This is a genomic window from Legionella spiritensis, from assembly GCF_900186965.1.
In the GTDB taxonomy this organism is placed as follows: domain Bacteria; phylum Pseudomonadota; class Gammaproteobacteria; order Legionellales; family Legionellaceae; genus Legionella_C; species Legionella_C spiritensis.
This window is the reverse complement of sequence record NZ_LT906457.1, coordinates 3,260,516-3,286,566: the sequence shown is the minus strand read 5'-3', so window position 1 is coordinate 3,286,566 and position 26,051 is coordinate 3,260,516. Positions and strand designations below refer to the sequence as shown.

Below are 26,051 nucleotides of genomic sequence, written 5' to 3'. Positions count from 1 at the left end.
TTTCCTTATATGGTTAATTGGGCATCGGCTTTTAATTGATACGCCTCTTTAACTATCCAGGAAGCCAGCAGAATAATTATAGCGGTCATCAGGGTACTGGCGTTTGCTTCTCCGAACGTAATACTTATAAATCGTTGTCCCGGCGGATTATTAAAGCTTAGCGCCGCTGTTATCAATGGTTGATACAGGACAAGATGGATAAGCTCTCCCGTGATCATAAACAGGCTGATTTGCCTGATAATTCGGATATTTTCCACCTCAAACAAGCACCCTTGCTCATACAAACGGAAGAGTCGGGCAAGCTTATGGCAAATAAATACGGTGATAGAAAGCGGAATGGCCTGAATCAGGAAGAGAATAGCCCGTTGAAGCATCGAATAGTCCGTCGCTTGTATGCGGGAAGCGGAAAGAATTTTATCAAACATGCCATAATGGATCATGGCTTCCATGTTAAAAAAAATAAGGTAGGCCATAACGGCCGGAATGAGCCAGCACAGCGATTTAAAAAACAGGTGCAGCAGGCGGCTTAAGCGTTGTATTTTATTCATGATAATAGACACCTCGTTTGTTGTTTTTCGGATAGCATAAGAAAAAAATTATTGTTTTGCAATAATTAAATATCGTTTTTCATTATAATTTTGTGTGGTTTGATGGGTTGTCCAGGGCTTGTTGAACAAAAAGGAGGCTTGCTGCCGTATTGCTGTTTCATGTCGGGACAGCCGGTGAGTCCCTGTATGAGCGTTATCCCGCATTTCGGCTTCGCTTTCATGGCGGGCTACAGGAAACACTACAAAAAAGGGACAAATCACACACCTTTTTGTAGCCGATAAAAGATAAGTGCGCAGAACCTAGCGGGCGAAATGCTCCTTACTGAACGCGACCCTGTCTTTTACGGAGGCTTTTCCCAATGCGGCGTGTTTTTCTATTTCGCGGTAGCGTTGTACACCGCCTTCCCGATTGGCAATTTGAATGTTGAGGCCGGGTCGGGCATTGAGTTCCAGCATCATGGGGCCTTGTTCCTTGTCCAGAACAATATCAACACCAAGATAACCCAGGCCGGTTAATTCATAACAACTGGCGGCGATTTCCAGAATTTTATCCCAGTAAGGTACGGTGATGTCAACGATGGGATTAAGGGTATCCGGATGATAATCAATCATGTCATTATGAAACACGCCCCCCAGGGTTTTACCGGTTGCCAGATTGATTCCCACGCCGATAGCGCCCTGATGGAGATTGGCTTTGCCGCCGGACATGCGGGTCGGTAACCGCACCATAGCCATAGCGGGATAGCCCAGTAAGGTGATGACCCGAATGTCTGGGATCCCTTCATAGCTCACTTCCCTAAAGACCGGGTCAACGATGACGCGATGCTCAATAATGGCATAGTCGTTATACCCTCCCAGGCTGTAAGCGCCGGCCAGCAGGCAGGAAAGATGATAGCCAAGCTCCTGGCCTGTGAGCAACTTTCCGTTAATCTGGCGATATCGGCCAAAGACTCGATCGGTAAAGACCAGAATCCCGTCGCCCCCCGCTCCATGCGCCGGTTTCACGACAAAATCCTTATAGGGAAGAAGGATTTGATCGATTTGCTTGATCTGATGCTCGTTTTCGATGACTTCATACAGTTTCGGTACGGCAATGCCGGCGGCTTCCGCCAACTGTTTTGTTTTTAATTTGTCATCAACCAGGGGATACAGTTTGCGTTTATTGTAGCGTAAAACAAAATCGCTGTTGCGCTGATTGATGCTTAGGATGCCACGCTCCTTAAGACGGCGAAAGGTCTTGAGCATCATTTATCACCGGTCAGACTTTTAAAGCGCGCAAGCTCGGACAGGCGATACCCGCGGTATTGTCCGAACCAGATAATGAGCGCCAGAAGAACCAGTAACAATTCCGGAAATGCGAACAACAGGTATTGGGCGGGCGCGTAGTTCATGGCTCCAAAGGCAATAACAGCCGCCACCAGGCTGCCTATTCCCGCCAGAATGGCTTCACGGGGGCCGCGCTCATCCCAGGTGATACACATCCGCTCAATGGTCATCGTTAAAATGACCATGGGGAATAGTGCGACCGACAGGCCGAATTCCAGCCCCAGGTTCTGACTCATTACGCTGATAAAAATCATTAAAAGAATCACCACGGTCAGGATGGCGGCCAGTCTTGGAACCAGTAAAAGACGCAACTGGTCAAGATAAAAACGAGCCAGTAATCCGAATGAGACTATGAATGTAAACAGGGTGATGCCCCAGATAACACGAGTTTCACGAAAGGCCAGCGCAATCAGAACCGGCATAAAGGTGCCAAAGGTTTTAAGGCCGACAAAATTTCTCAGCAATAGAATAATGAAGGCGCCTATAGGCACGGTGAGCAGTATTTTATAGGTTTCCTGAACCTGAACGGGTAATTGCAGTAACGAAAAGCGCAACAATTGGGAGTCGTCCTGCAAGCCTCGTGCCTTGGCAATGCTCAGGGCATTGATGGGGGTGGGCGATACCGTCAGATTAAATACCGGTTTTTTCGCACCGGTGACATCAAAGACCGGATCGAAACCATATTGCCAGACCAGAAAATTTTTGGGAAACCCGGCACCGCCTGTGCGCGGATTGATGTAAATCCAGTCCTTGTCGTTATAAACGATGAGATAGGATTTGAAATCAGCCTTGCTTTGCTGGCTTAAGGTAATGCCCTTGACCGGCATGGCGTAAATTTTCGCCTGATTCAAAACGGTAATCGCCGCTTTGATAATATTATCATCGTCGTAATCCGAACCCACCAGCAGTTTGGCGTTGCCGTCTTTCTTATTCAATTCCCGGATGGTTGCCTGGGCAAAGGTCTGAATGTCGGCCGACGATTGCCGTACCAGATTGGTAATGGCTTCCACGGCTGATTTCTGGTTCTCTTCCAATGGCTGGACTTTGACGACCGGTGGTTTGGATAAAGAGGATTCGTTGCTGTCCGTTTCCCTGAAAATGGCGCGGTAATAGAGCGATTGCGCCCCGCTGGCGCGACGCAGTGACCAGACGGTCTGGCGGTTGTATCCGCTCAGATTGGTCGTGACGCCATAATTATGAGAGATGAAATACTCATCCAGAATGGCGTAATAAGGGGGCATATAGGGAATGGTAAAGCTTGCCTTCACCGGGGTATTGCGATCGGCGGTGAATTTCAGATTGGCTTCTATCATCCAGCTGTTGACGGTTTCCGTGTCGGTTAACGGTACGTCCAGAACCAGGTGGCGATAGAAAAAAATACCCATGCCCATGACGAACAAGGTGATAATCAAGCCATAGACGTGGTTTTTAGTCGATTTCATGTTATTCCACGGTTTGATTTTTTATGGTGAAGGCCATACCGGGATCAATCAAGCCGTCAAAGGTTTTGATGGCGTCACGGCCAAGCAATAACGGATAATTAAAACGCTTGCGGTTGGTCAGGTTAACCGGAATCATATGTTCCTTGCTCCCAATACGGATCCGCATCATGACTACCGGCCGTTTAATGGGTTTGGCCTTGAAATCGCCGGTCGGCCTCTCTCCTGCCCGGACTTTGATTTTTACCCGCCCGACGTATTCGGAAACAAATTCAACGTCGCCGCTTTTGCTGGGAACGATGAAGCGTAGATAAGTCTTGCCGTCTTTTTCAATTTCCTGAATATTGATGGCGCTTAACGATGCGGATTTGGCACCGGTGTCCAGTTTCGCGGACAAAGTCAGGTTTTTGTCAACCAGCGTGGCTTTTTCAACGTACCCGTAAATTGTTTTATCACTAGCCGCCATGGAGTATCCTGATAACATAATCCCTGCAATAAAAAGAAAATGTTTTAATTTCATTTACCACTCTTTAAGTAACGGTCAAACAGGGTAGCTGATTTTAGCAGATTAGAGCGCTTGCGCCCAGAGCATTACGCCATTGGCTGTTATTTTGCTTTATGATTGGCCGAGAACCCAATCCATGGCGGGTTTAGTGAAAACTGAACGCTTCCACTTCCTCCATTTCAGGGCGGGGAAATAGCTTGTCTGCTTCTTCCATATCTGTCTTAAATGCCGTTAGCTTACTAGCAAGCGACGCTTCATAACCCTCTTCTCCGGGTTCGGTTCTGGATGAAAAATGGCTTAATCCATAGTCAATAAGGTTCAGCAGGTACTTCTTGTTGGTTGTTTCACCGCGTACATGTTCCAGAGCCTTAATACCATCCGGAGCCTCCCTATAGTCTGTGAAAGCGTCATTTAGCTCGTCAATATATTCCGCCCTTTCCTGGGCATCGGTTTTATAACCCAAACAACCCAGACCCATGGCGAGCAAATGGCTGAAGAAATCTTTCAGCCAGAACGTTGCGGCACGTTTTTGCAAGTAGTCATTAAAAGAATTTTCTTCATAGCTGAAATAATGGGTGGCTATGGCATCCGTTTTTTCCTGGAATGTTTGTGAGGCGTGTTCATGGATGGGCTCGATCTCCTCAATCTCCATTTCCAACTCGGGTCGTAGTACCGGGCTTTCAGCTTCTGATGGTTGACGCGCGATGGATTGTCCTGCTTCTTCCAGGATACTCTCAAGTTTCACGATTGTTTTGCTGGCGGAGGAGTTCAGCTCCTGTCGCGATGTCTTCAAGTGCTTCTGTTTATCGGAAAGCTGGCGGTATTCCTTCTGCAATCGTTTCTGTTTGGCTAGCTGTTCCTCTGATGGCTCGTTAACGTCTTTTACCAGCTTTTCCAGCGTTTCCAGTTCCTTTTGCAGGCTATTGAGTGACCATCCGGTACTTTTTTCCAGTTCCTCGTCCGTTTTGTCCCTGTAATCAGTACGGGCTGCCAGGAGCGCATGGGCTTGCAGGGTATTGATTCGTTCTTTTTGCTCTTCGTAAAAGGCCAGTGCATCCTCGGGATTTTTACTCGCGAGGTTTTCCACAATCTCTGTTAACTCGTCTTGTGCTTCCTGGCGGGCTAGTAATTTATGATCCAGCCTCAGGTAATCAAGTGCTATCATGGCCAGTTGATGATCGGTTTTATCCAGTCGATATTGCAGTGTCGCCCACGCCTTGCGTTGCTCCAGTCCCATTTTTTGGCGTTCCCATTGCTCGCGTGGTTCTTCCTGCTCTAACTGGTTCGCAAACTGGTCTTTTTTCTTTTGGACAGATTGATATTCCATTTGTAGCTGCCAGAGGTGATCTTTTTTTAGCAAAGCCACATTCGGTTTGCCGTGGATGTCACTTAAGCGGATATCCGTCTGCAATTCAAACTCGATCAGCGAGATTTTTTCATCAACGTACTCAAGAATGGTATCCAAATCCCAGTCAAATTCGCTAGGGCCAATGATGGAAGTGTAATGATTGAGTTTATTGCTGAAATTAGCCCGGTTAAAACCGCCCCAGCCGCTGGCTTCCCGTTCGGTTTCATAGACGTCATCAATGAACTCTCCGATGCCGTCGTTGCATTCCAGAAAGGCTTTCAATGGCTCTTTGGGGATTAATGCGGCGGGTATGTAAAGACCTTGATGAGAATTGATAATATCCCGGTAATCCTGTAACGCCTTATAAGCGGTTGCCAGAAATTCTCGCCGTTCCTTGCCCTTCTTCTCCAGTTGGTCAAGTGAATGTCCATGGGTACTGATTCCCATGGTTGCCGCTTCGATGCGTTTAACCGCGGGGTTATACATCCGCATGAATTGGGTGTACGCATGGTTTGCCTGAGCCTCTGTTTTTCCGGATTTATCATGCATATTGTTAAAGGCTCTGCGCACACGAGCTTCGGCTTGTTGCCGCATGTCCTGTCTCTTGCTGGCGGAATATCTTGACAACGTATCCTCAAGGTCGTTCTTTTCCAAAGACGCACGGTCGATGAGTCGTTGGGTTAACTCTATCCGTTGAGAAATCGTTTCCAATACCGTTTGTCTGGTTTCTGTACGGGCAAACTCGAAATGACGTTTTCCTTTCAAATGTTCATTCTCGGAGGAAGGCAGCGGGTTATTGCTCTCGAAATCAGTATCCACCGTTCTTTTGAAGAGAATCAATTGCTGCTGATGACGTTGCATCACTTCAATTTTTTTATCATAAATCCGGATATTGTCTTCCAGACGCTCTATCGGATCAGGATCTTCCGATAAAGTGATGTGGTATTCATCTGTTTCATAATCGACAAAGGCGAGAACGGGCATTTCCTTGTCGAGGAGCATTTCGGCGTGCTTTTGTAATGCTTCCTTAAATGTTGCCAATTCGTCCGTGGCTTCTATGATGGCAGGAAATAATGAACTGTGCTGGTTCAGTATCATGAGATAGATATTATCCTCAAGATCGGCCGTGTCTTTGTTTCCATCCTGCCAGGTATCTTCAAGCGCCCCGCTGATTTTTTCAGAAGGGAGGTTATCACAATCGTGATTAAAAAGTTCAAGCCATAATTGCAGCGGATCGTCCTTTCCACTCTCCAGGTTGAGGATGAACCTGGAAACGGGAATTTCATCAGGCAGGTCCAGGACTGTATTTTCCTCATGCCAGCGACTGTTAAATTCAGCGAAGGTTGTTGCTGCCTCTTGCAGTTCCTTTCGGAGAGTGTCGGTCAGGCGTGCTCGTTGTTTCAGGCTTGCAACATCATCGCCACGAAACCAGCTATTCATGATCCTGCCGTTTTCCTGGACAAATTGCTCCAGTTCGTCTAGTTTACCGATAAATTTACCGTGTTCTTCATGCCATATGCGAAGCCTTTCTTTTTTCACCAGCAACGCCTCACGACTTTTTTTCAGTACATTCTCGTGGTGCATTTCATAGGTGGTTATTCGCTGGTTTAGTACGCTTTCCATACCCCGCAAGTTTTTTCGGAGATCGTCTCGCACGTCCTTCACAGGGATAATGGCCAGATTTTCGTCATTTACAGCATTTTCAAAAAAGGTTTGCAGGGCTTTGCCTACTAAATATGTTCGTTCATCAATAATTTTGGGTACCCAGGTTTTTTTATCCAGGTAGATAAATGATTTCTTGATTTCAGTGAAATTTAGAACGGCTTTCCAATAACCTTTTGAGGTATGAGCCGCAATATTCCAGATAGCCTGCAACACTTTATTCGAATAATCTTGCCGTTCCTCATCGCTGACCATATCATCGGGAAGCGGAAGGTCCGCGGGGAATAAATCCTTATTAAAGAAATTCTGTTGGGATTGAGACGCGTCATCCAGCCCTTCCATTGTTGTGACAGGAAGTTTTCCGTTATTAATTTCTGCAAGGTCGTTTCGCAGAATGTTTAATGCCTCGAAGATGTTCATAATTTGTAACCTGCAACAGGTTGGCTGAGTGAAGCAATATAAATATTTTATACACTTAGTATATTTTTTTTATATTAACAAAATATTAAGCATGTAATCAACGGCAGGGACAATATTGTTAATGGCCAGTGCACATTGTCAGGGGATCCGGGTGGGGATTGCCCTGCATGGGCCTTAACTTGAGGTAGACGTCATCGCCAGCGAGGCGATGGCAACAAATAATGTAATCAGATAAAACACTGCCATTTTTAAGCGGCGGTGTTTTCGCATGATTAATCCCATGATCGTCAAGGCGATAATGCCCGGATAGGTGATCTGCAATATCGGCGCTAAAAACGCGCCGATGCCTTTGAAATCGAGCAGGGAGATAATAAAGGAAATGCCCGTTGTGCCAGCAAGAATAAGATAGAACTGACGCTCGCTCATCTTCAGGGACGACTGCAGGTAACGCGCGAAGAGGTTATTTAAGGCAACAGCCGTTGTCAGGCAGGAAAACAGCATGGCAAGACCCATTAACAGGGTGGCCTGGTTTCCGAACGTATTTACGGCAATAGCCGGGAGCATCAGTTCGGGTTTGACGCCTTGCAGCATGGGCGCGTAATGCGCGCCCAGAAAAACAAAGCCATAATACACCAAAGCCAGCAGTCCTGCTCCCAAAAGGCTGGGTTTGAGTGCGTAGCGGATAACGTCCTTGTGGCTGGCGTTTTGTAGTTGCTGCTGGATTTGATTAAAGATCAGCGCGGAGAAGAAAAACGCTGCAAATAAGTCCATGGTTTGATAACCGGAGAAAAACCCGTTTGATAAGGAGGCGTAAGGCTTGATTCCAGTGGTGGTCACTGGCGCCTTGAAAATGGCCATGCCAATCAAGACCATCAGGATAAGCAGAAGAATCGGGCTCATCCATTTTCCTAATACGTTGATCATGATCCGATCATTAATGCAGCAGAAAAAGGTGACGATGCAAAAGAGCAGACTGAATAGCCCCAGAGGAATTTGCGGCAGTAAATAACTGACGCTGCCGTAAGCGACGGTAATACAACGGGGAACGACACCAAACGAGCCGAGCAGGGAAAGTAAAACCAGTGGTAGAAACACGCCTGCGAACGATCCCGCTTCGTTAAAAAAGGAGCGGTAGTTGCCCTGATGTAACTTGATCACGAACAATCCCATCAATGGCAGGCAAATACCGGTCAACAGCAGACCTATAAACCCATAAATCCAGCCTGTACCGGACGCGTAGCCAATCTGCAAGGGAAAGACCAGATTTCCGGAGCCAAAAAACATGGCGAAAATGGCAAAACCATAGATGAAAATCGATTTTTGTTGCTGCATGGATTGGAAGCCCCTTTTAAGATGGTTTCTGGAAAAAATGCGGTAGTTGTCAGGAAAGGTTATATGGCCGGGCGGGCCACATTATCCACGACAAGGGACACTGTTACGATTGAGGGCAGGGAAAAAGAGGCTTTTCCTGTTGCTAATAGTCTGATTGCGGTCCAATCAAAATGGGCCGAGGATTGAAAAACAGTAGTGCGTGGTGTCATGGGTATCGATTGCATATGAACAAATTTATATCAAACAAACCCAGTTATACTCATTTTTTTTACGCTTGGCAAGTCAATTTGTTAATCAATAAGATAAAAAAAAGAATATCTTTTTCTATTTTTCTTATGATAGGATTGTTGATGGTGCTTTGGTTTTTGTTCTGAAATAGATCATCATGAAAATTTTATTGCCAAAAAGTGTTCGTTAAAGTACAATCTGCTCCATCTTAGGCATTACACCTGTAGATCATTGTGAGCGAAACAATCCCTGTCGAAAAAATTGAACCGCCTCATAAGTTAAATTATGTATCCCGGATTGCCGGCAGAATGGATACGAAAAGCCGACGCATGGCAAAACGTCTGCATGATTTGCGGCTTATTTATGCCCTTTATGGCGCGCTGGATGGCTTAAGTAATTCCTACAGTTTCCTCAAATACTGGATAGACCTTGCTCTGACCAATAGTGATCTTTCCTCTTCCGATGTCATGCATGAATTGCTGTTGACCCCGGCCGGTATTGCCGTGGCTGCAACGGAAAGCATCACCCTGATCACCTTGGCCATGCTGGGCAATTATTTTGACGATAAGGACAAAAATCGTTTCAAGCGCTATATTGCCACGGTATGGCCTTATCTTCGCGATGTGATTAAGGGATCCAAAAACACCTACAAAGGCTTGCGCAGCACCTTGCAAATGATGAACGTGCTGGGCGGGCCTGATCTGAATTCCATGCTGGTTCCCGCGTCATTGTGTCTTGGCGCGGTGGCCATTTTAAATCGCCTGTGGATGCGGCGCATGCAAAAAAACCGCAAAGACATGATGAAGGCGAACGCGGTATTGCTGGCAAAGATTCAGGATGCCCACCAACTCACTGAGGAAGAGTGCCTGCGGTATCGCAAGCAATTACAATTGCAAAGTAAAAATACCCGAATCGCCGCGTTTGGTTCGGTTGCGCTGGGTGCTGTGATTGACAGCCTTTATCTATTTGTCGGTACGATGTTTCTTGCCCCCGTTGCCTGGCCGCTGTTTGTGATGATGGTGGCGTTTTCCGCCATTTACGCAGTTAGCCTGATTGCAACCCGCCTTTATGAAGAATACGACTATCAGCGCAAGTTGTTAATTACCGAAGCGAAAGTGGAGCTGGCTTTAAGCAATAAAGAGCTGGGTCCCCAGATAGTCGAGTTATTGCGTGAGCTTCAGGGTATTTCAAAACAGCTCGCCAAGTTGTCTGATAGCAAAGAGGATCTGTTAATACGGGCAGATCTGGAAGAGCTGCAAACGCAAATCCTTCAGGAACTCGACGAGAAAAAAGGGGTTCTCAACGCAAAACGCCAGCGCTTGCAATCCCTGTCCACGTTATCTTATTCCTCTGCCCTGTTAGTCGGTGCTAAAAACGGCCTGGCCGCTTATTCGGCCGTTGCCAGCCTTCTGTTTACTACCGCAACGATTTTATTGCTGACGTCAACGCCTTTCCCGCCCCTGCTTCTGATTGTTGGTGTCTCGCTGGGCATGGCTTGTCTTCTCGGATTTATTATTCATTCCCTGATCAAAAATTATATTCATAATTCCCGGCAAAAGAAAAAGCAGGAGCATGAGCCGTATGAACGGTTAGAGGACATACTCAAAACGCTGAAAAGCGGTATTCCCGATGTCGAGGAGCTGAATCTGGATGTGGAAATTGATTCAATCCTTGAGAATGGCATGGTGGTTGATCCGTCTCCGCAATTCTTTTTCCAGGAATGGTTTGAAGTGGTACGTTCCTTTTTCTCAGGCCTTGGAAAAGGGTCCAAATCGGTGGACTATACCATGAATCCTTTTCAGGAGCGGGATGAGCAGGGGCATTATCACGATACGCCGATTATGCTGGGTGTTACGGTATTCAGTTCGCTGGTTTATTCTCTGGCTCTGGCCTTGAACGCGTTGACTCGAGGTTTTGGCCGTACGCCGCCTGATCAGGTTGATGTTCCTGCCAAAGATGTAAAAAAATCAGCCAGCTTTGGCAGGGAGGAAGATAAAGATCAGCCGGATATCGAACCTTATATCGATGAGCCGGAATTGCTTCCCCTTGTTCCTTCGGCTGATTCGTCGATAAGGGAATCAGGGCCTGCCAGCGAGCCGACGCCTGATTCCCAACGTCCGAAGATCCCCCGCTCATTTTCCCTTTCCTTTTTCCCTCCCCTGGCAACAAGCAAGACAAGTAAAAAAACCTATAGCAAAGATGATATCGGTATCGGTATGAAACCGAAACAGGTTGATGTCGTCAGCTCGAATACAATTCGGGGTTTAATGTAGGATCGTTGTACATTTTAAATTGATGATAAACTCGGAACGTTCGTTGTCCGGCTTCTACGTCCTTGATTAACTGACGCAGACAAGCCAGTAATTGTTGTTGCTGGGCGATGATCACCGTGAATTTTTGCCGACAGGTTTGCCGGTGCTCCAAAGACGCGTCGGGACGTTCGGCCTGCAGATTCATGTGGTAGGCTTTCAGGGCCAGGATGGACAGGCGATCAATCATCATCCCCGGTGTTTCGGAGTGCACAGGGCACTGGGCCGAGGCGACCGGTCGCAGCGATTGAACCAGCCATTCGTCCATAGCTTCCATACGATTATTGCGTTGTTGGTTGAAATGATCAATGTCGCGCTTGGCGCGATAGACGAATTCAAAGCCCATATCATCCCGCCTCGCCCGATCTTCGGCGTGCCATAACTGATAATTAAAGGCGTGGTTTTCTTCCACCAACCCTAAAAAATCATGGAAAGAGTAGCTGATGCCGCTTTGTTTCCAGGAAATAATACAGTTACGGTGCAGGGGTTCAATGGCGTCGATGATAGAGGTCATGGGCTTCATTTTTTTGAAAACGGCTAGTTTACCATGCCTGAAGATGAACGCAAAACAGAGCCTGGTGCTTCGTCGTATTGCGATTTAATTGGATATCTCACTGAAGTACCTGGTAAAAATTTGCAGGTAGGTTCCGTCGTTTTCCATAGACAGTAAGGCTTTATCAATCGCGTTGATAAGTTGGCTTTGATTTTTATTGGCCATAATACCGTAGCCGGTATCCATAAAAATTCTGGGGCCTACCAGTTTGAACATATTGGCATTATTATCCGCCCAGTATTGCGCGGTTCCTCCATCCATCAGAACGGCGTCCAGATTGTTATGGCCCAGCGCGTCAACAAGCAACGAGGCGGTTGGGTAGTCAAACACAGTCGCTTTGCCATTAAGCTGCTGAAAAACAATCATTTTTAAATCCGAACCTTTTAAGATGCCAATTCGTTTGTCAACGAGTTGCGGTATGGAATAAATGGGCGCTGACATGGTCGTCATATATTGCACCTTGCTGCATAGATAGGGGATACTGAACAGAAACTTCCCGGCGCGTTCTTCGGTAATGTCTATGGTGGCGACAGCCAGGGTAATGTTCCCGGCTTTTAATTGTATGAACAAGTCCTTAAATTCCATGGCCACATATTCGCATTGCAGGTTGGCACGATTGCAGACGGCTTCCATCAAATCAATTTCAAAACCATAAAAATGGGAGTGGTCATCGGCGAGCATGCTGAAAGGCGGGTGATCCGGCATGGTGCCGATGATAACCTTTTGCGCAAATAGACAATTGTTTAAAAACAAGGATAATACTAGCAAAGACCATCGCACAATAAAGATCCTGTTTTTTTTATTAAGACTAGTTTATTTTATACTCAATTTCTAGGTTCTGTGCAAAATCATTGATGGAGATGTCTGAATGAAGTATTTGGGTTCGTTATTGCTGCTGTTTCTGGTTTCCGTTGGCGTGCATGCCGAAGAAAAAACGCCGCCCTCCTGCCGATCCGTTGCCGTACAGGGTGAGTCGGTAACGCTGTCTGCCAGGAAACCACAGCTTGTTTTGATCCATAATTTATCCGATGCGGATTTATGGATTACTCATCCGGTTTCGGAGCCAGGCGCCAGCGCCGGCTGGAGCAGCCGCCTGCAAAGCGGGAAATGGTCCGCTCTTGCCCTTGATCAAAAATCATTTGAACTAAGTTGTATTGAATCCAGACCCGGCCATGAACAGCAAATCCCCTGCGCGGGTGTCATAGCCGTGTGTCAATGGTCAGATGTTGGTATGCCCGCCAAAGCGGCAGGTACCTATTGGGCCGGTGAGGATATGACCTTGTCAAAATTAATGACTTATTTGGGCGGCAACGGTTTTAAATTACCGTCTTCCGAAGAATAGGTGGTAGACTGACTTGAATTTCTATTTCATCAAAGTGGGCCGTGAATAAAAAACACAAAGATCCTTTTTATAAAAGGGAAAAGGAAAAATACAAATTACCAATCCCCAGCCGTGAGTTGATCATGAAGGTGCTGGAAGAATATGGTCGTCCGATCTCTCGTAATCAACTTATTGAGAAACTGGATATTTGCGAGCATGAGCAGGAGCCGCTGGGCTTTCGCCTCAAGGCGATGGTAAGAGACGGCCAGCTTATGCAGGATCGTCGGGGGCGTTTTTGTCTTCTTGGCCGTATTAACCTGGTGAGAGGCACGATTCAAGGCCATCCGGACGGGTTTGGTTTTTTTATTCCCGACGCGGGTGGCGATGATATGGTGCTGTCCGCCAAGGACATGAAAGCCGTGATGAACGGTGATGTGGTGCTCGCTTATCAGAGCGGCGTGGACAGGCGTGGCCGGCCGGAAGGGCGAATCCACGAAGTGATTGAGCACGCTAACGCGACGGTGGTCGGCCGGTTTTTTACCGAACACGGTGTTGGTTTCCTGATTCCTGATAATAAGAGGTTGACTCAGGATATTTCCATTCCAATGGAATTTGCCGGCGGCGCCCAGAATGGTCAGGTGGTGCTGGCGGAAGTCATTGCCTTTCCGACCAGACGAAATCAGGCCATTGGCAAAATCATTCATATTTTGGGAGACCATATGGCTCCCGGCATGGAAATAGAAGTGGCCATCCATGCCCATGGTATCCCGGCACATTGGCCGGAAGATGTATTAAGAGAGGTATCCCGAATCCCGCAGCATGTTAATGAGAATGACATAGCGGGACGGACCGATTTGCGGCATTTGTCGTTTGTGACCATAGACGGTGAGGATGCCAGGGATTTTGACGATGCGGTGTATTGTTACCGGAAACCCAAGGGCGGGTTCCAATTGTTTGTGGCTATTGCCGATGTCAGTCATTATGTGGCTATGGATTCCGCTTTGGATCAGGAAGCTGCCAGGCGGGGAAATTCCGTATATTTTCCCGGCCAGGTTGTGCCGATGTTACCCGAGGCTTTATCCAACGGTATTTGTTCCTTAAATCCGCAAGTCGACCGACTCAGTCTGGTGGCTGAAATGGCCATCAGCGCCGACGGAAAAATAACCCGCTCGCGGTTTTATCGTGCGGTTTTTCATTCCCATGCCCGATTAACCTACACCCAGGTGGGCCGGTGGCTTGCCGGGCAGCGGTGCGATACGGAATATGAGGCGTTGTGGCCAATGATCGAATCATTGCACGACCTTTATAAAACGCTGCACCAGGCCAGAAAAATCCGTGGCGCCATGGATTTTGACACCACCGAAACCAGTATTCAATTTGATGCCCAGCGCAAGATAGAGCGTATCGTACCGGTCATCCGAAACGATGCGCATCGTTTGATCGAGGAATGTATGCTGGCGGCGAATGTTGCAGTAGCGCGTTTTCTGGAAAAAGCCAAAATTCCTGTTCTGTATCGTGTTCATCCGGCTCCGGAAGAAGACAAAATCATAGCGCTCAGGCAATTTTTGGGCGAATTGGGGCTGACTTTGGGCGGAGGTAAAAAACCGACGCCCAAAGACTTTCAAAAAACGCTGGCGACAGTTGGGGACAGGCCGGAAAAACATTTGATTGAAACGGTGATGTTACGCTCATTAAAACAGGCGCAGTATATTGAAAGCAATGACGGGCATTTCGGTCTGGCTTACAGTGCCTATACCCATTTTACCTCGCCCATACGCCGTTATCCTGATTTACTGATCCATCGGGCGATTGGCCATCTGATTGACGATAGCGCCGGGGAAGCCTTTGTTTACAGCGAAGACGATATGAACCGGTACGGCAAGCATTGCTCCATGACCGAGCGGCGAGCGGACGATGCTACCCGGGAAGTGGTCTCCTGGCTTAAGTGTGAATACATGCAGGACAAGCTGGGGCAGGTATTTCAAGGCACGATCTCGGCCGTTACCGGGTTTGGTATCTTTGTGGAACTGGATGATATTTATGTGGAAGGGCTGGTTCACGTCACGTCGTTACGCAATGACTATTACTCTTTTGACGCGGTGAAACATCGCCTGGTCGGGGAGCGCGGCGGACATGTCTATCGTTTGGGCGATAAAATGACGGTTCTGGTCGCCCGGGTCGATCTCGATGAGCGGAAAATCGATTTTGAACCGGTCGAAAACGAGGCTGTGAATGACTGAGCACCTGGTCTATGGGCTGCATGCGGTAAAAGCGCTGCTGAGGAACCCGCATCGTCCTGTCAAAGCGTTGTACGTCAATTTTGACCGCACGGATCAAAAGATGCAGGCGATTCTCGATGCGGCTGTTCAACGTAATATCCCCGTTGAAAAAATGTCGGCACAGGTTATGAATCAGCGTTTTAGTGGTTTTACGCATCAAGGTGTGGTTGCCGCAGCCGGAGTGCTACCGGAGTTTGGAGAAGCGGACTTAACGGCCCTCCTCACTTCGGCCAGGCAACCGCCACTCATTCTGATTCTCGATGGCATTACTGATCCTCATAATCTGGGTGCTTGTCTGCGAACGGCGGATGCGGCCGGCGTGGATTTTGTCATTATACCCAGGGACAAGAGCGCCGGCATGACGCCGGTGGTCAGCAAAGTGGCTTGCGGTGCGGCCGAATCCGTTCCATTGGTGCGGGTGACTAATCTGGTACGCGCCATGGAAAATCTCAAGCAACAAGGTGTGTGGATCTATGGTGCGGCCGGTGAAGCATCCCAAACACTTTATCAACTGGATTGCAGATCATCACTGGCGCTGGTGATGGGCGCGGAAGGCAGCGGGATGAGACGTTTAACCCGGGAACATTGCGACGGTTTGTTTGCCTTGCCCATGCTGGGCAGCGTGGACAGTCTCAATGTGTCGGTGGCAACCGGCGCTTCCTTGTATGAGGTGGTCCGTCAGCGCCGATCAGGATAAAAGTCGTTATACCGCTAATTTCAGGTTGGTTGTCTGGCCGATATTGTCCGGTTGAAATTTGCCTGGCCAGTCCATACCAAGGTATAACGCTCTATTGATAAACGGTGTTACGTACGCCCCATTGACCTCCGTGTCCGTATGGACCGGATACCCGTATTTGCCGCATACCGCATCCAGACTGTCCCGCAAGGCATTTCTCTCATATTTATTACTGATTTTATCAATGTTCGCGCGAATATAATAAACAGCGCCTATCAGTTCCTGCTCGGCCAGAGCCTCGGTTCGAATACCCTCAAACCAGTCCATAAGGCTTTTGTATTGACTGGAAGGCCTGGATGAAAAACAGCCAAATGAGCTAAAACAATTTACGGGTGCATGCTCTTCCATATATTGTGCACAATGGCTTCTTAACTCCTTGAGGTCACAACTGATTCGTAACACCTGGAATTTTCCGGCTGACGTTTTTATCGCCTTATGCGCCTTGCCGATAATTTTTTCCTGGTTTTTGGAGAATTTGCTCTGGCCCAGAATCATGGTTAATAAACCCGCGTAATTGTCTATCGCGGTGGCGGCGACCTGAATTTTAACCTCCAGGATCTCACGGCTGTTTTTATCCTGGTTGTTTTGAGGAACAATACCGATACCTATGGTGGCGTTGGATAATATTTCCTGTAAATATCGATTGAGGTTGCCTTCGTAACCGTCTTTGAGTAACCGAAATATTTCGCCTACAGGAATTTTTTGAGATGTGGCTGAAAATAAATGAAGCGCGCCCGATTTCGATCTGGTTACCGGCTCTTTAGCCAGAATGTTGGTCAGCCTGTTGAGATGACGTATCGACTCCAGAAATTCCTCGTTATCAATGTGTGCGGACAGATCCTCTATCTTTCGGCTGTGAGGATGAACCAGTGCCCTTGCTTTCTCCAGTTCCTTACGTATTTGTTCCCGGTTTTCCAGTGTCATGGTTTATTTCCCTATAAAGTCCATTCCCGTTCAGTGTAATGGAAGGTCAAGCCTGTCCGCAAGAAGGCGCGTCACTTGACGGTATCCATAAGTCTGCTTATGCTTAGAATGAAATCAGGGCTTATGAAAAATTTTTTTTTATAATTAAAAAAAGTTTTAATTCAAGCACTTGCTTTATCCAGACTCCTCAAACTACCCGTTTATGGTTTTGATCCGGGATGATTTGTGAGTCATTTGAAATAAGGAAGCGTTCATGGCCAGGAAAACAAAAATCATTAACCTTGCCTTACAGGGAGGCGGTGCTCATGGTGCTCTTGCCTGGGGGGTTTTGGATAAGCTTCTGGAAGACGGGCGTATTGAGTTTGACAGTATTTCCGCCACCAGTGCCGGCGCCATGAACGCGGTTATTCTGACTCAGGGAATAGCAAGCGGCGGTAATCGGGGGGCGCGGGAATTACTGCATCGCTTCTGGAAGGAAATCAGCGACGTAGGTCAAATTTACAGCCCGGTTCACATTACCCAGTATGAGCAATTATTAAATATTGCTCCCGAGCTTTCCCCGACGTATTTCCTGTTTGATATGATGACAAAATTATTCTCACCTTACCAATTTAACCCGATCAATTTTAATCCCTTGCGCGATATTCTGGAATCCATGGTTGATTTTGAACAGGTAAGAACGTGTAAATCACCTCGCTTGCATATCTCCGCGAGCAATGTGAGAACCGGCAAGATCAAGGTGTTTAATAATGAAGAAATCTCCCTCGATGCCATTTTAGCGTCCTCATGCCTGCCCTATCTGTTTCAATCCGTCAATATTGGCAGTGAATCCTATTGGGATGGTGGTTACATGGGTAATCCGGCTCTGTACCCTTTAATCTATAATTCCAAAAGTCGTGATATTTTAATTGTGCATATCAATCCGATTCAGCGGGAAGAAGTACCGCAATCGGCCTCTGAAATCATCAACCGTATCAATGAAATCAGCTTTAACTCGTCTTTGATGCGGGAAATGCGTGCTATAGCCTTTGTAAGTAAAATGCTGGACGAGGGCTGGTTAAAAGAGGAATACGCTAAAAAAATGAAACGTATGCTCATTCACGCCATCAGAGCCGACAAGGCGATGGAGGATTCGTCGGTAGCCAGTAAATTTAACACGGATTGGGAATTTATTTTGCTGCTGCATGATGTGGGTCGTGAGTTGGCAACCACGTGGCTTGAACAGAATTTTAACCATATAGGGGTATCTTCCAGCATTGATATCAATGAATACCTCTAGACGAGCTGACAATGGAATGAAGCTTCTGAACAACAGTAAAATCCTGTTTGCAGGACTCATGTTAGGTGTTTTAATCGCCGTAGACGGTATTTCATTCGGATTTCTGGTTTATAGCGACAGTCTGCACCAGTATTTGTTGTATGGTATTTCCGCCAATCTGGTCGGCTCGGGCATTCTGCTCATCGCCGTCGCCCTGTTTAGCTCTTCAAGGTATTCCATTGCATCCACGCAGGATATATTTGCCGTCAACGCGGCGCTGGTTGCCATGTCCGTGACAAAAACCATGCAACAAAACGGATCCGTTGAAGAGATGTTGGGCACGGTTGTTTGCGCCATCGCAATTATGGCTTTGTTGATGGGACTGGCTATGTATTTTTTAGGTGTCGCACGTCTTGGTAAACTGGTGCGATTTATCCCTTATCCGGTGATCGGGGGATTTTTAGCCGGAACGGGCTGGCTAATCCTAAGCAGCACGTTCGGTTCGCTGACCGCAACCTACTCGATTATGGATACGGCACGGCATTTATGGAGCGGCGAGCATTATCTGATTTGGTTGTTGCCAGGTATTTATGGTTTGATGATTTTGCTGGCCGAGTCCTTTATTCCCAGTACAAAAGTGTTTCCGGTCATGGTAATTCTCGGATTTCTTGTTTTTTACGGTTATTTGTTAATCAGCGGTATTTCCCTGGAACAGGCTGGAAATTACAATTGGATGATGGGGCCTTTTCCGGAAGGTCATTTACGCCTCTTTCCGAATTCCGCTTTGGGTTTTGGTGTACAGTGGGGATTACTGGGCCAATACATCGGCGAATTTTTTGCGGTAAGCGTTCTTGGAATTATCAGCTTGTTACTGAACGTTTCAAGTTTTGAAATGAGCAGCAAGCAGAGCATGGATGTTAACCGTGAATTAAAAATAACAGGATTAGCGAACGTCGTCTCCTCCCTCTTTGGTGGTTTTGGAGGCTATCAGGTCTTAAGTTTTTCAAAAACAAATCTTAATTTCAGGGTTGCTACCCGATGGGTCGGAGTGTTAGCCGGTTTTGTTTGCCTGGCGACCCTTTTTGTCGGTACCGGGTTTTTAACGTGTTTACCCCGGTTTATTTTCAGTGCCTTGCTGATCTATATCGGCCTGGAGTTTATGGTCGCCTGGATGATTTCCATAAAACATAAAATTTCATGGCTCGATTACCTTATCGTACTCTCTATCGTAGTTATTATTGCTATTTTCGGCTTGTTAGTCGGTATCCTCGTGGGATTATTGTTGTCTTTAGCCATTTTCTTTTTTCGCTACAGCCGCATTCCCGTGATCGCGTCCATGGTATCCGGTCAAATTCTGCATAGCAACGTGGAGCGCAACGAGTTTGATAAAGCCATTCTGGAGCAGTTTGGTAATAATCTGTTGATTGTTAGCGTACGGGGTTATCTCTTTTTCGGAAATGTTTATGAAATGATCAGCAGCATTGTAGATAAACTCAATGACATTGTGGAAGTTAAGCATCAGGGCGAGAAAGGCCGTCCAATCTACGATTCTATTGCTGAAAAAAACACGTATTTGATTATTAACTTCCGTCATGCGACAGGAATAGAGGTGTCGGGAACCATTGGTTTTGTTAATTTGTTGCATTACACTCGAAAGCGCCATATTACGGTTTTGTTTACCGGTTTACCGGAGAATATATCCGGGGAAATTCAGCGTTTTGCGGCTAGTGAACATGAACAACTGCCTTTTATGAACGTCAACGATCTGGATCATGCCCTGGAATGGTGTGAAAACCGGCTGTTAATGGATCACTGCGCAATACCTCATGATTTGATACAGCTTTTTACCATGTCTTTCCCGGGAATTGAACAGGCCCAAACCCTGTTAAAATACGCGGACAAACTGGAGTTTAAGAAAAATGACGTGGTTTGCCATGAAGGAGAGCAAAGCAAGGAGCTGTTCTGGCTGGCGGAAGGGGAGTTGGAGGTGATCGTGGCGTTTCGTACCGGCAATGCAAAAAGATTGCGGCGTATTCGGGCGGGAGCCATCGTAGGTGAAATGGGTCTGTACCTGAATGAACCACGTTCGGCATCCGTCGTCGCCGCGAATCGTTGTCTCATGTACCGTTTTACGTCGGATGTTTTGAAAACGCTTATGTCTGAACAACCGGAGCTTGCGGCGCTTTTTCATAAAAGTATTGTTAAGGTTTTGGCAAAACGGTTAATGTATGCCAATCGATTGCTGTCTTCGAACGCCCTAACTCCGGACATGGATACAAAATAGGTCAGGATCATGAAATTATTATTTTTAGGCAGTGCCAGCGGACTTTCCGAAAGTGTCGGTAATTTTCAATCCAATATGGTTTTGATGGCCGATTCCGGTAAAAAACTACTGATTGACTGCGGTACCGATATTCGCTTTTCGCTTTCGGCGGCCAAGCTTTGCCCGGATGATATTGATGCCATATACATCAGTCATCTGCATGCCGATCACGCCGGTGGTCTGGAATGGCTGGGATTTAATCGTAAATTCAAAAGTCAAAAAAGCAAGCCTTCGTTAATTATTCACCATACCTTGGCTGATCCCTTGTGGCAGCATTGTTTATCAGGAGGAATGGATACTTTAAAGAATGAAAAAGCCACTTTGGCCAGTTTTTTTGATGTTCACGCATTGGCTGATGGCCAGGAATTCGCGTGGGAAGGCGCCGTGCTTGAGTTGGTGCAAACCATACACGCGTTTTCCGATGGCCATTTAATTCCCAGTTACGGATTATTGATAAGAATCAAGGAACGTCAATACTTTATCACGGCGGATACCCAATTCAATGAACATTTGCTGATGCCTTATTACGTTGAGTCGCAATTAATTTTCCATGACTGTGAAACGTCGGACGTACCCAGTGGTGTTCATGCGCATTACGAGCAGCTTAAATCCCTGAGTCCCGCTATTAAAGCGAAAATGTGGCTCTATCATTACAGCGACGACAAGTTGCCTGATGCCGGAAAACACGGGTTTTGCGGGTTTGTCAAACCTCGGCAATTGATTGATCTGGAATAAAAACGGCCTCGGCCGGCAACTGCTGCCGTCCGAGGCGTGTGTCGATTGTGTTTGAAACACAAGCAGGTTGATTTTAAGTCACTCGGTACTCTAGCCTGGTTGCCTCGCTTCCGTTGCGGCAATAAACTCATGGATGGTTTTATTCAGCCGCAGTACCAGTTCATCAATTTCCTCTTCCGTGATAATGAGCGGCGGCAGTAATCGTATAACATTTTCTGCGGTGACGTTGAATAACAGACCATGGTTTAATCCTGTGGCCCTGGCATCACCAACCGGTCTGTCCAGTTCAATCCCCAGCATTAATCCGCGACCACGGATAGCCCGTACAGCCGGATGATGCCCCAGCCCGGCCATTAATTTTTCTTTCAGTATCATGCCATTTTTTGCAGCCTGTTCGCAAAGATGATCTCGTTCAATCACTTCGAGAACGGTTAACGCCGTCGCACAGGCCAGTGGGTTGCCGCCGAACGTTGAGCCGTGATTACCGGGTTTAAAGAGATTGCAGGCGCGTTTGCTCATCAGGCATGCGCCAATAGGAACACCATTGGCCAGACCTTTTGCCGTCGTCAGAATATCCGGTTGCACATCGCTGTGCATGCACGCAAAGAGTTTCCCTGTTCGTCCGTTGCCGGTTTGGATTTCATCAAGAATCAGCAACCATTCATGATCCTCGCAAAGTTGTTTAACCGCGCGCAGATAAGAATCTTCAGCGGCGAAAATACCACCTTCTCCCTGTATGGGCTCCAGCATGATGGCTACGACGTCATCACGATTGGCGGCAATGGTATGCAGCGCGTCAATATCGTTAAACGGAGCACGGATAAAGCCTGGCACAAGAGGCTCGAAGCCCGCTTGAACCTTGCGGCTGCCCGAAGCGGTCAGGGTAGCCATGGTTCGACCATGAAAAGCACGCTCCATGACAATGATGGAAGGCGTTTTTATCCCTTTCTGATGACCATACAAACGGGTAAGCTTGATAGCGGCTTCGTTCGCTTCTGCACCGGAATTACCGAAAAAGACCTGCTCCATGCCGGCCATAGTTGTCAGTTTTTCAGCCAGTAATTCCTGCTCCCTGATGTGAAAGGCATTGGACGTGTGCAGTAATTTTTCCGCCTGCCGTTGAATGGTGCGTGTTACATCCGGGTGAGCATGTCCCAGGCCGCACACCGCGATTCCGCTCAATCCGTCAAGATACGCCTTTCCCTGCTCATCAAACAACCAGATCCCTTTCCCGTGGGTGAAGGCGACAGGCATGGGGTTATAACTTGTAATCAGTGCCATTAAAACTCCTTATTAATCCTCCGTTACACGTGTTAACGCAGATTGCTTTCAACAAACTCCCAGTTGACGAGAGACCAGAACGCCGCTACATAATCCGGTCGCGCGTTGCGGTAATCAATATAATAGGCGTGTTCCCAAACATCACAGGTCAGCAAGGCATTGAGTCCGTCTGTCATCGGTGTGCCTGCGTTGCTGGTACTGGTGATTTTAAGTTCGCCCTTGTTATCCTGAACTAACCAGGCCCAGCCTGAGCCAAATGTTGTGGCGGCTGCCTGACTGAATTGTTCCTTGAACGCGGCAAAAGAACCGAACGCCTTGTTAATCAGATCGGCCAGATCTCCTTTGGGTTCACCGCCGCCATTAGGGCTTAAGCAATGCCAGTAGAACGTGTGATTCCATATTTGAGCCGCATTGTTGAATACACCGCCTGAGGATTTCAGGATAATATCTTCCAATGTTAATTGTTCAAACTCGGTGCCTGGTATCAGTTTGTTCAGATTGTTCACATAAGCGTTATGGTGTTTACCATGGTGGTATTCCAGTGTCTCCCTGGAAATATGGGGTTCCAGGGCATCCAGCGCATAAGGCAAGGGTGGTAAACTAAAGGTCATGCTCGTCTCCTAAAATATTGAAATGCTAAGTTTAGCAGGAAGATCAACATATTCAACGTTATACTGTGCACAGTATAGATAACAAGAGCTATAGTTGCGTACTGGTTTTATTTTCGCCATAATTGGCGCTGTTTTGTTTGTACTTAATTAAACTACGCAGGTGACTTAGTGGATACGATTGACCGAATCAAACAGCAAATTGCTGATAATGCGATATTATTATATATGAAGGGGACTCCCCAAATGCCGCAATGTGGTTTTTCCGCACGCGCCGTGCAATGTATTGATGCCTGTGGCGTTGATTTTGCCTATGTTGACATCCTTGCCAATCCGGACATTCGCCAGACTTTGCCGCAATATGCGGATTGGCCGACGTTTCCGCAATTATATGTGAAAGGTGAATTAATTGGCGGCTCCGATATTATCGCCGAGCTTTATGAACAAGGCGAGCTGGAGACTTTATTGAAAGAAGCTGTTGCGCTTTAAAAGCACACCTGACTATTGAATTTCAAAGAGGCACGATTACAGGTTTAATCGTGTCATTTAATCCGCGTGCCATGAGATGGGGCACGCTTTATCAAGGAGAACGCAGATGAGTGTTTTAGTTGGAAGAAAAGCCCCGGACTTTACCGTTCCTGCCGTACTCGGTAATGGTGAAATTACCGATAAATTCAATTTACATAACGCGATAAAGGGAAAATACGGGCTGGTATTCTTTTATCCTCTTGATTTTACCTTTGTTTGCCCTTCCGAATTGATAGCGCTTGATCATCGCATGAAAGACTTTGAGGAGCGCCATGTCGAGGTGGTCGCCGTTTCTATTGATTCCCAGTTTACACATAACGCTTATCGCCATACGGCAGTAAAAGATGGTGGTGTCGGTCAGGTTACATTCACTATGGCTGCCGATGTTACCCACACTATTTGTCAATCCTATGGTGTTGAGCATCCTGTAGCCGGTGTTGCGTTTCGAGGCGCTTTTATCATTGATAAAAACGGCGTAGTTCGGTCACAAATCGTTAATGATTTGCCCATTGGTCGTAATATCGATGAATTGTTGCGCATTATCGACGCGGTTCAATTCTTTGAAGATCATGGCGAAGTTTGCCCGGCAGGCTGGCAGAAAGGTAAGGCGGGTATGAAGGCTTCTCCCCAGGGCGTGGCTGATTATCTGGCCAATCATTCCGATTCCCTGTAAGTCGGAATGACTTGTTACAAAACGTAAAAAATCATGTTTTAGACCATTTCTCGCGCCATGAATTCAGCATGGCGCAAAATAAATCCGCCGTCTTTTCCGCATCATAAATAGCGGAGTGCGCTTCTTTCGGGTCAAAATCCAGACCGGCAGCCTCTACGGCTTTTGCCAATACGGTTTGGCCATAGATTAATCCGGCCAAAGTTGCCGTATCAAAGCATGTGAAGGCGTGAAACGGGGATTTTACCCCCGTGCGTTTTACCGCTTCTTTCACAAAAAGCAGATCAAACCAGGCGTTATGTCCCACAAGGACGGCACGCTGACATTTGCTTTTTTTCAGAGCATCATGGACAGGAGTGAATAAACGTTGCAAGGCGAGCTTTTCATCCACGGCAAAACGAAGCGGTTGATAAGGATCGATCTCATTAAATTCGAGGGACTTGGCATCCAGTTCGGCCCCTTCAAAAGGCAGGATATGTTCAAAATGAGTGGATTGGCGCGTAAAATGCCCCTGTTCATCCATCGTCACTATCACCACGCACATTTCCAGCAACGCGTTTTTATGGGGTATAACCCCGGCTGTTTCAACATCTACGACTACCGGTAAAAATCCCCGAAAACGTTGCTTCAGATTGGTGGTTAAAATGAATTTATCTTGATTCATGGACACTCCAGGGCAATAGCTCGCCCGCTGCCATAGGGATGACGCTCTGCTCCCCCAGTGGCAAGGAGAATGGAACGGTTTGAGATTTTTTTTGCAACATCAGTTGTGTCTTATTAATCGGCATATTATAAAATTCTGCGCCAAAATAACTCAGGAAGCGCTCCAGACTATCTAGTTTGTCAAGCTTATCAAACAAGTGAGCGTAAAGGGCGACGGCATAGGGGGCGGAGTAGATTCCGGCACAACCGCAGGCGTTTTCCTTGGTGTTTTGCGCATGGGGGGCGCTGTCGGTTCCGGCAAAAAATTTAGGGTTGCCACTGGTGGCCGCCTGCTGAATAGCGAGCTGGTCTTCTTCCCGCTTTAAAATGGGCAAACAGTAATAATGCGGCCTGATAGCGCCGGCCAGCAACTGATTGCGATTGTATAGCAAATGATGCGGCGTGATGGTCGCCACAACGTTCGTTGCGGCCTGCAAGACAAAATCAACCGCCCTTTTCGTTGAAATGTGTTCCAGAACAATACGAAGTTTTGGAAAATCACCGGTCAAGGGTATCAGGCATTCGGTGATGAAAGCGGATTCACGATCAAAAATATCGCCATGGGTTACTTCGCCATGCACTTGCAACACCAGATCCTGTTCCTGCATGACATCCAGCAGGGGATAAAGGGCGCGCAATGACCGCGCGCCCTCGTCCGAGTTGGTTGTGGCTCCCGCGGGGTATAATTTGGCACCCGTAATAAAGGGGGATTGACCTGCTTTGATTAATTCGTCCGGACTAACCTGTTCATTAATATACAGGGTCATCAATGGCTGGAAGGAGGAATCCTGCGGCAGGGCATCGAGGATCCTTTGGCGATAAGCCGTGACGGCCTCTACCGACGTCAGGGCCGGCTTGAGGTTAGGCATGACTAAAGCCCGTTCAAAGTGTTGCGCCGTTGCCGTAACCGTATTCATTAATATGGATCCATCCCGGAAATGGACATGCCAGTCGTCGGGACGAGTAATAGTTAATCTGCGCACAATAAAGATTCCGTGCTATTTGCCGATATGGGT

The 26,051-nt window shown here is 47.2% G+C and carries 22 protein-coding genes; 9 read left to right on the top strand and 13 right to left on the bottom strand.

The window, feature by feature from the left end:
- Positions 1 to 5 precede the first annotated feature (5 nt).
- The 6 genes from CKW05_RS14945 to CKW05_RS14915 form a co-directional block, all read right to left on the bottom strand.
- Positions 6 to 548 (bottom strand): DUF2975 domain-containing protein, encoded by a 543-nt coding sequence (locus CKW05_RS14945; RefSeq protein WP_058482027.1) that lies wholly within the window; start codon positions 546 to 548, stop codon positions 6 to 8.
- 300 nt (positions 549 to 848) lie between these two features.
- Positions 849 to 1,793, bottom strand: a complete 945-nt coding sequence (locus CKW05_RS14935) for an alpha-L-glutamate ligase-like protein (protein WP_058482025.1) — start codon at positions 1,791 to 1,793, stop codon at positions 849 to 851.
- Positions 1,793 to 3,316, bottom strand: coding sequence for an inactive transglutaminase family protein (locus CKW05_RS14930; protein WP_058482024.1), 1,524 nt, complete (start codon positions 3,314 to 3,316; stop codon positions 1,793 to 1,795). The genes CKW05_RS14935 and CKW05_RS14930 overlap by 1 nt, the downstream gene beginning before the upstream one ends.
- A gap of 1 nt (position 3,317) precedes the next feature.
- Positions 3,318 to 3,833: an ATP-dependent zinc protease family protein gene (locus CKW05_RS14925; RefSeq protein ID WP_058482023.1), complete on the bottom strand. Its 516-nt coding sequence runs from the start codon at positions 3,831 to 3,833 to the stop codon at positions 3,318 to 3,320.
- 130 nt (positions 3,834 to 3,963) lie between these two features.
- Positions 3,964 to 7,248: an AAA family ATPase gene (locus tag CKW05_RS14920; protein WP_058482022.1), complete on the bottom strand. Its 3,285-nt coding sequence runs from the start codon at positions 7,246 to 7,248 to the stop codon at positions 3,964 to 3,966.
- A 174-nt stretch (positions 7,249 to 7,422) separates the two neighbouring features.
- The gene (locus CKW05_RS14915; RefSeq protein ID WP_058482021.1) at positions 7,423 to 8,580 is read right to left on the bottom strand and encodes a branched-chain amino acid transport system II carrier protein; all 1,158 of its coding nucleotides are present in this window, start codon (positions 8,578 to 8,580) and stop codon (positions 7,423 to 7,425) included.
- A 536-nt stretch (positions 8,581 to 9,116) separates the two neighbouring features.
- Here CKW05_RS14915 and CKW05_RS14910 point away from each other — a divergent pair.
- Positions 9,117 to 11,081 carry an AAA family ATPase gene (locus tag CKW05_RS14910; protein WP_133141148.1) on the top strand — a complete coding sequence of 655 codons (1,965 nt, stop codon included), beginning with the start codon at positions 9,117 to 9,119 and terminating at the stop codon, positions 11,079 to 11,081.
- Here CKW05_RS14910 and CKW05_RS14905 read toward each other — a convergent pair.
- Both CKW05_RS14905 and CKW05_RS14900 read right to left on the bottom strand, forming a co-directional pair.
- Positions 11,050 to 11,631: a DUF4254 domain-containing protein gene (locus CKW05_RS14905; RefSeq protein ID WP_058482019.1), complete on the bottom strand. Its 582-nt coding sequence runs from the start codon at positions 11,629 to 11,631 to the stop codon at positions 11,050 to 11,052. The two genes, CKW05_RS14910 and CKW05_RS14905, sit on opposite strands and share 32 nt — an antisense overlap.
- 84 nt (positions 11,632 to 11,715) lie before the next feature.
- On the bottom strand, positions 11,716 to 12,450 hold the full coding sequence (locus tag CKW05_RS14900) for a transporter substrate-binding domain-containing protein (RefSeq protein ID WP_058482018.1): 735 nt from the start codon (positions 12,448 to 12,450) through the stop codon (positions 11,716 to 11,718).
- 88 nt (positions 12,451 to 12,538) lie between these two features.
- On the opposite strand from CKW05_RS14900, the gene CKW05_RS14895 reads away from it, so the two are divergent.
- The 3 genes from CKW05_RS14895 to rlmB are packed head-to-tail and all read left to right on the top strand — an operon-like array spanning position 12,539 to position 15,967.
- Complete coding sequence (locus CKW05_RS14895; RefSeq protein ID WP_058482017.1) at positions 12,539 to 13,012, top strand: hypothetical protein; 474 nt, start codon at positions 12,539 to 12,541, stop codon at positions 13,010 to 13,012.
- A gap of 41 nt (positions 13,013 to 13,053) precedes the next feature.
- Positions 13,054 to 15,231 (top strand): ribonuclease R, encoded by a 2,178-nt coding sequence (rnr, locus tag CKW05_RS14890; RefSeq protein ID WP_058482016.1) that lies wholly within the window; start codon positions 13,054 to 13,056, stop codon positions 15,229 to 15,231.
- Complete coding sequence (gene rlmB, locus CKW05_RS14885; RefSeq protein WP_058482015.1) at positions 15,224 to 15,967, top strand: 23S rRNA (guanosine(2251)-2'-O)-methyltransferase RlmB; 744 nt, start codon at positions 15,224 to 15,226, stop codon at positions 15,965 to 15,967. Before rnr ends, rlmB begins: the two co-directional genes overlap by 8 nt.
- A gap of 6 nt (positions 15,968 to 15,973) precedes the next feature.
- On the opposite strand, the gene CKW05_RS14880 is transcribed toward rlmB, so the two are convergent.
- Positions 15,974 to 16,930 (bottom strand): hypothetical protein, encoded by a 957-nt coding sequence (locus tag CKW05_RS14880; protein ID WP_058482014.1) that lies wholly within the window; start codon positions 16,928 to 16,930, stop codon positions 15,974 to 15,976.
- A gap of 253 nt (positions 16,931 to 17,183) precedes the next feature.
- Here CKW05_RS14880 and CKW05_RS14875 point away from each other — a divergent pair, with 253 nt between their 5' ends.
- The 3 genes from CKW05_RS14875 to CKW05_RS14865 are packed head-to-tail and all read left to right on the top strand — an operon-like array spanning position 17,184 to position 21,246.
- Positions 17,184 to 18,209, top strand: a complete 1,026-nt coding sequence (locus CKW05_RS14875) for a patatin-like phospholipase family protein (RefSeq protein WP_058482013.1) — start codon at positions 17,184 to 17,186, stop codon at positions 18,207 to 18,209.
- Entirely contained in the window at positions 18,196 to 20,472 is a 2,277-nt protein-coding gene (locus CKW05_RS14870; protein WP_082642686.1) for a SulP family inorganic anion transporter, read from the top strand. The genes CKW05_RS14875 and CKW05_RS14870 overlap by 14 nt, the downstream gene beginning before the upstream one ends.
- A 9-nt stretch (positions 20,473 to 20,481) precedes the next feature.
- Positions 20,482 to 21,246 (top strand): MBL fold metallo-hydrolase, encoded by a 765-nt coding sequence (locus CKW05_RS14865; protein ID WP_058482011.1) that lies wholly within the window; start codon positions 20,482 to 20,484, stop codon positions 21,244 to 21,246.
- Between the two features lie 90 nt (positions 21,247 to 21,336).
- On the opposite strand, the gene CKW05_RS14860 is transcribed toward CKW05_RS14865, so the two are convergent.
- Both CKW05_RS14860 and sodB read right to left on the bottom strand, forming a co-directional pair.
- The gene (locus CKW05_RS14860; protein WP_058482010.1) at positions 21,337 to 22,527 is read right to left on the bottom strand and encodes an aspartate aminotransferase family protein; all 1,191 of its coding nucleotides are present in this window, start codon (positions 22,525 to 22,527) and stop codon (positions 21,337 to 21,339) included.
- A gap of 32 nt (positions 22,528 to 22,559) precedes the next feature.
- Complete coding sequence (gene sodB / locus CKW05_RS14855; protein ID WP_058482009.1) at positions 22,560 to 23,138, bottom strand: superoxide dismutase [Fe]; 579 nt, start codon at positions 23,136 to 23,138, stop codon at positions 22,560 to 22,562.
- 168 nt (positions 23,139 to 23,306) lie between these two features.
- Here sodB and grxD point away from each other — a divergent pair, with 168 nt between their 5' ends.
- On the top strand, positions 23,307 to 23,624 hold the full coding sequence (grxD, locus tag CKW05_RS14850) for a Grx4 family monothiol glutaredoxin (protein WP_058482008.1): 318 nt from the start codon (positions 23,307 to 23,309) through the stop codon (positions 23,622 to 23,624).
- Between the two features lie 106 nt (positions 23,625 to 23,730).
- The gene (locus CKW05_RS14845; RefSeq protein WP_058482007.1) at positions 23,731 to 24,336 is read left to right on the top strand and encodes a peroxiredoxin; all 606 of its coding nucleotides are present in this window, start codon (positions 23,731 to 23,733) and stop codon (positions 24,334 to 24,336) included.
- A gap of 31 nt (positions 24,337 to 24,367) precedes the next feature.
- Here CKW05_RS14845 and rnt read toward each other — a convergent pair whose 3' ends face one another.
- Positions 24,368 to 24,997, bottom strand: a complete 630-nt coding sequence (rnt, locus tag CKW05_RS14840; protein ID WP_058482006.1) for a ribonuclease T — start codon at positions 24,995 to 24,997, stop codon at positions 24,368 to 24,370.
- Complete coding sequence (pyrC, locus tag CKW05_RS14835) at positions 24,984 to 26,018, bottom strand: dihydroorotase (protein ID WP_082642685.1); 1,035 nt, start codon at positions 26,016 to 26,018, stop codon at positions 24,984 to 24,986. Before pyrC ends, rnt begins: the two co-directional genes overlap by 14 nt.
- Positions 26,019 to 26,051: the final 33 nt, after the last annotated feature.

Coding starts and splice junctions, on each gene's coding strand:
- CKW05_RS14935 (WP_058482025.1), bottom strand. CDS start 1,793: ATGCTCAAGACCTTTCGCCGTCTTAAGGAGCGTGGCATCCTAAGCATC.
- CKW05_RS14895 (WP_058482017.1), top strand. CDS start 12,539: ATGAAGTATTTGGGTTCGTTATTGCTGCTGTTTCTGGTTTCCGTTGGC.
- CKW05_RS14910 (WP_133141148.1), top strand. CDS start 9,117: ATGGATACGAAAAGCCGACGCATGGCAAAACGTCTGCATGATTTGCGG.
- CKW05_RS14870 (WP_082642686.1), top strand. CDS start 18,196: ATGAATACCTCTAGACGAGCTGACAATGGAATGAAGCTTCTGAACAAC.
- CKW05_RS14845 (WP_058482007.1), top strand. CDS start 23,731: ATGAGTGTTTTAGTTGGAAGAAAAGCCCCGGACTTTACCGTTCCTGCC.
- CKW05_RS14930 (WP_058482024.1), bottom strand. CDS start 3,316: ATGAAATCGACTAAAAACCACGTCTATGGCTTGATTATCACCTTGTTC.
- CKW05_RS14945 (WP_058482027.1), bottom strand. CDS start 548: ATGAATAAAATACAACGCTTAAGCCGCCTGCTGCACCTGTTTTTTAAA.
- rnt (WP_058482006.1), bottom strand. CDS start 24,997: ATGAATCAAGATAAATTCATTTTAACCACCAATCTGAAGCAACGTTTT.
- CKW05_RS14865 (WP_058482011.1), top strand. CDS start 20,482: ATGAAATTATTATTTTTAGGCAGTGCCAGCGGACTTTCCGAAAGTGTC.
- rlmB (WP_058482015.1), top strand. CDS start 15,224: ATGACTGAGCACCTGGTCTATGGGCTGCATGCGGTAAAAGCGCTGCTG.
- CKW05_RS14905 (WP_058482019.1), bottom strand. CDS start 11,631: ATGACCTCTATCATCGACGCCATTGAACCCCTGCACCGTAACTGTATT.
- CKW05_RS14860 (WP_058482010.1), bottom strand. CDS start 22,527: ATGGCACTGATTACAAGTTATAACCCCATGCCTGTCGCCTTCACCCAC.
- CKW05_RS14875 (WP_058482013.1), top strand. CDS start 17,184: ATGGCCAGGAAAACAAAAATCATTAACCTTGCCTTACAGGGAGGCGGT.
- CKW05_RS14915 (WP_058482021.1), bottom strand. CDS start 8,580: ATGCAGCAACAAAAATCGATTTTCATCTATGGTTTTGCCATTTTCGCC.
- CKW05_RS14925 (WP_058482023.1), bottom strand. CDS start 3,833: ATGAAATTAAAACATTTTCTTTTTATTGCAGGGATTATGTTATCAGGA.
- CKW05_RS14920 (WP_058482022.1), bottom strand. CDS start 7,248: ATGAACATCTTCGAGGCATTAAACATTCTGCGAAACGACCTTGCAGAA.
- CKW05_RS14880 (WP_058482014.1), bottom strand. CDS start 16,930: ATGACACTGGAAAACCGGGAACAAATACGTAAGGAACTGGAGAAAGCA.
- sodB (WP_058482009.1), bottom strand. CDS start 23,138: ATGACCTTTAGTTTACCACCCTTGCCTTATGCGCTGGATGCCCTGGAA.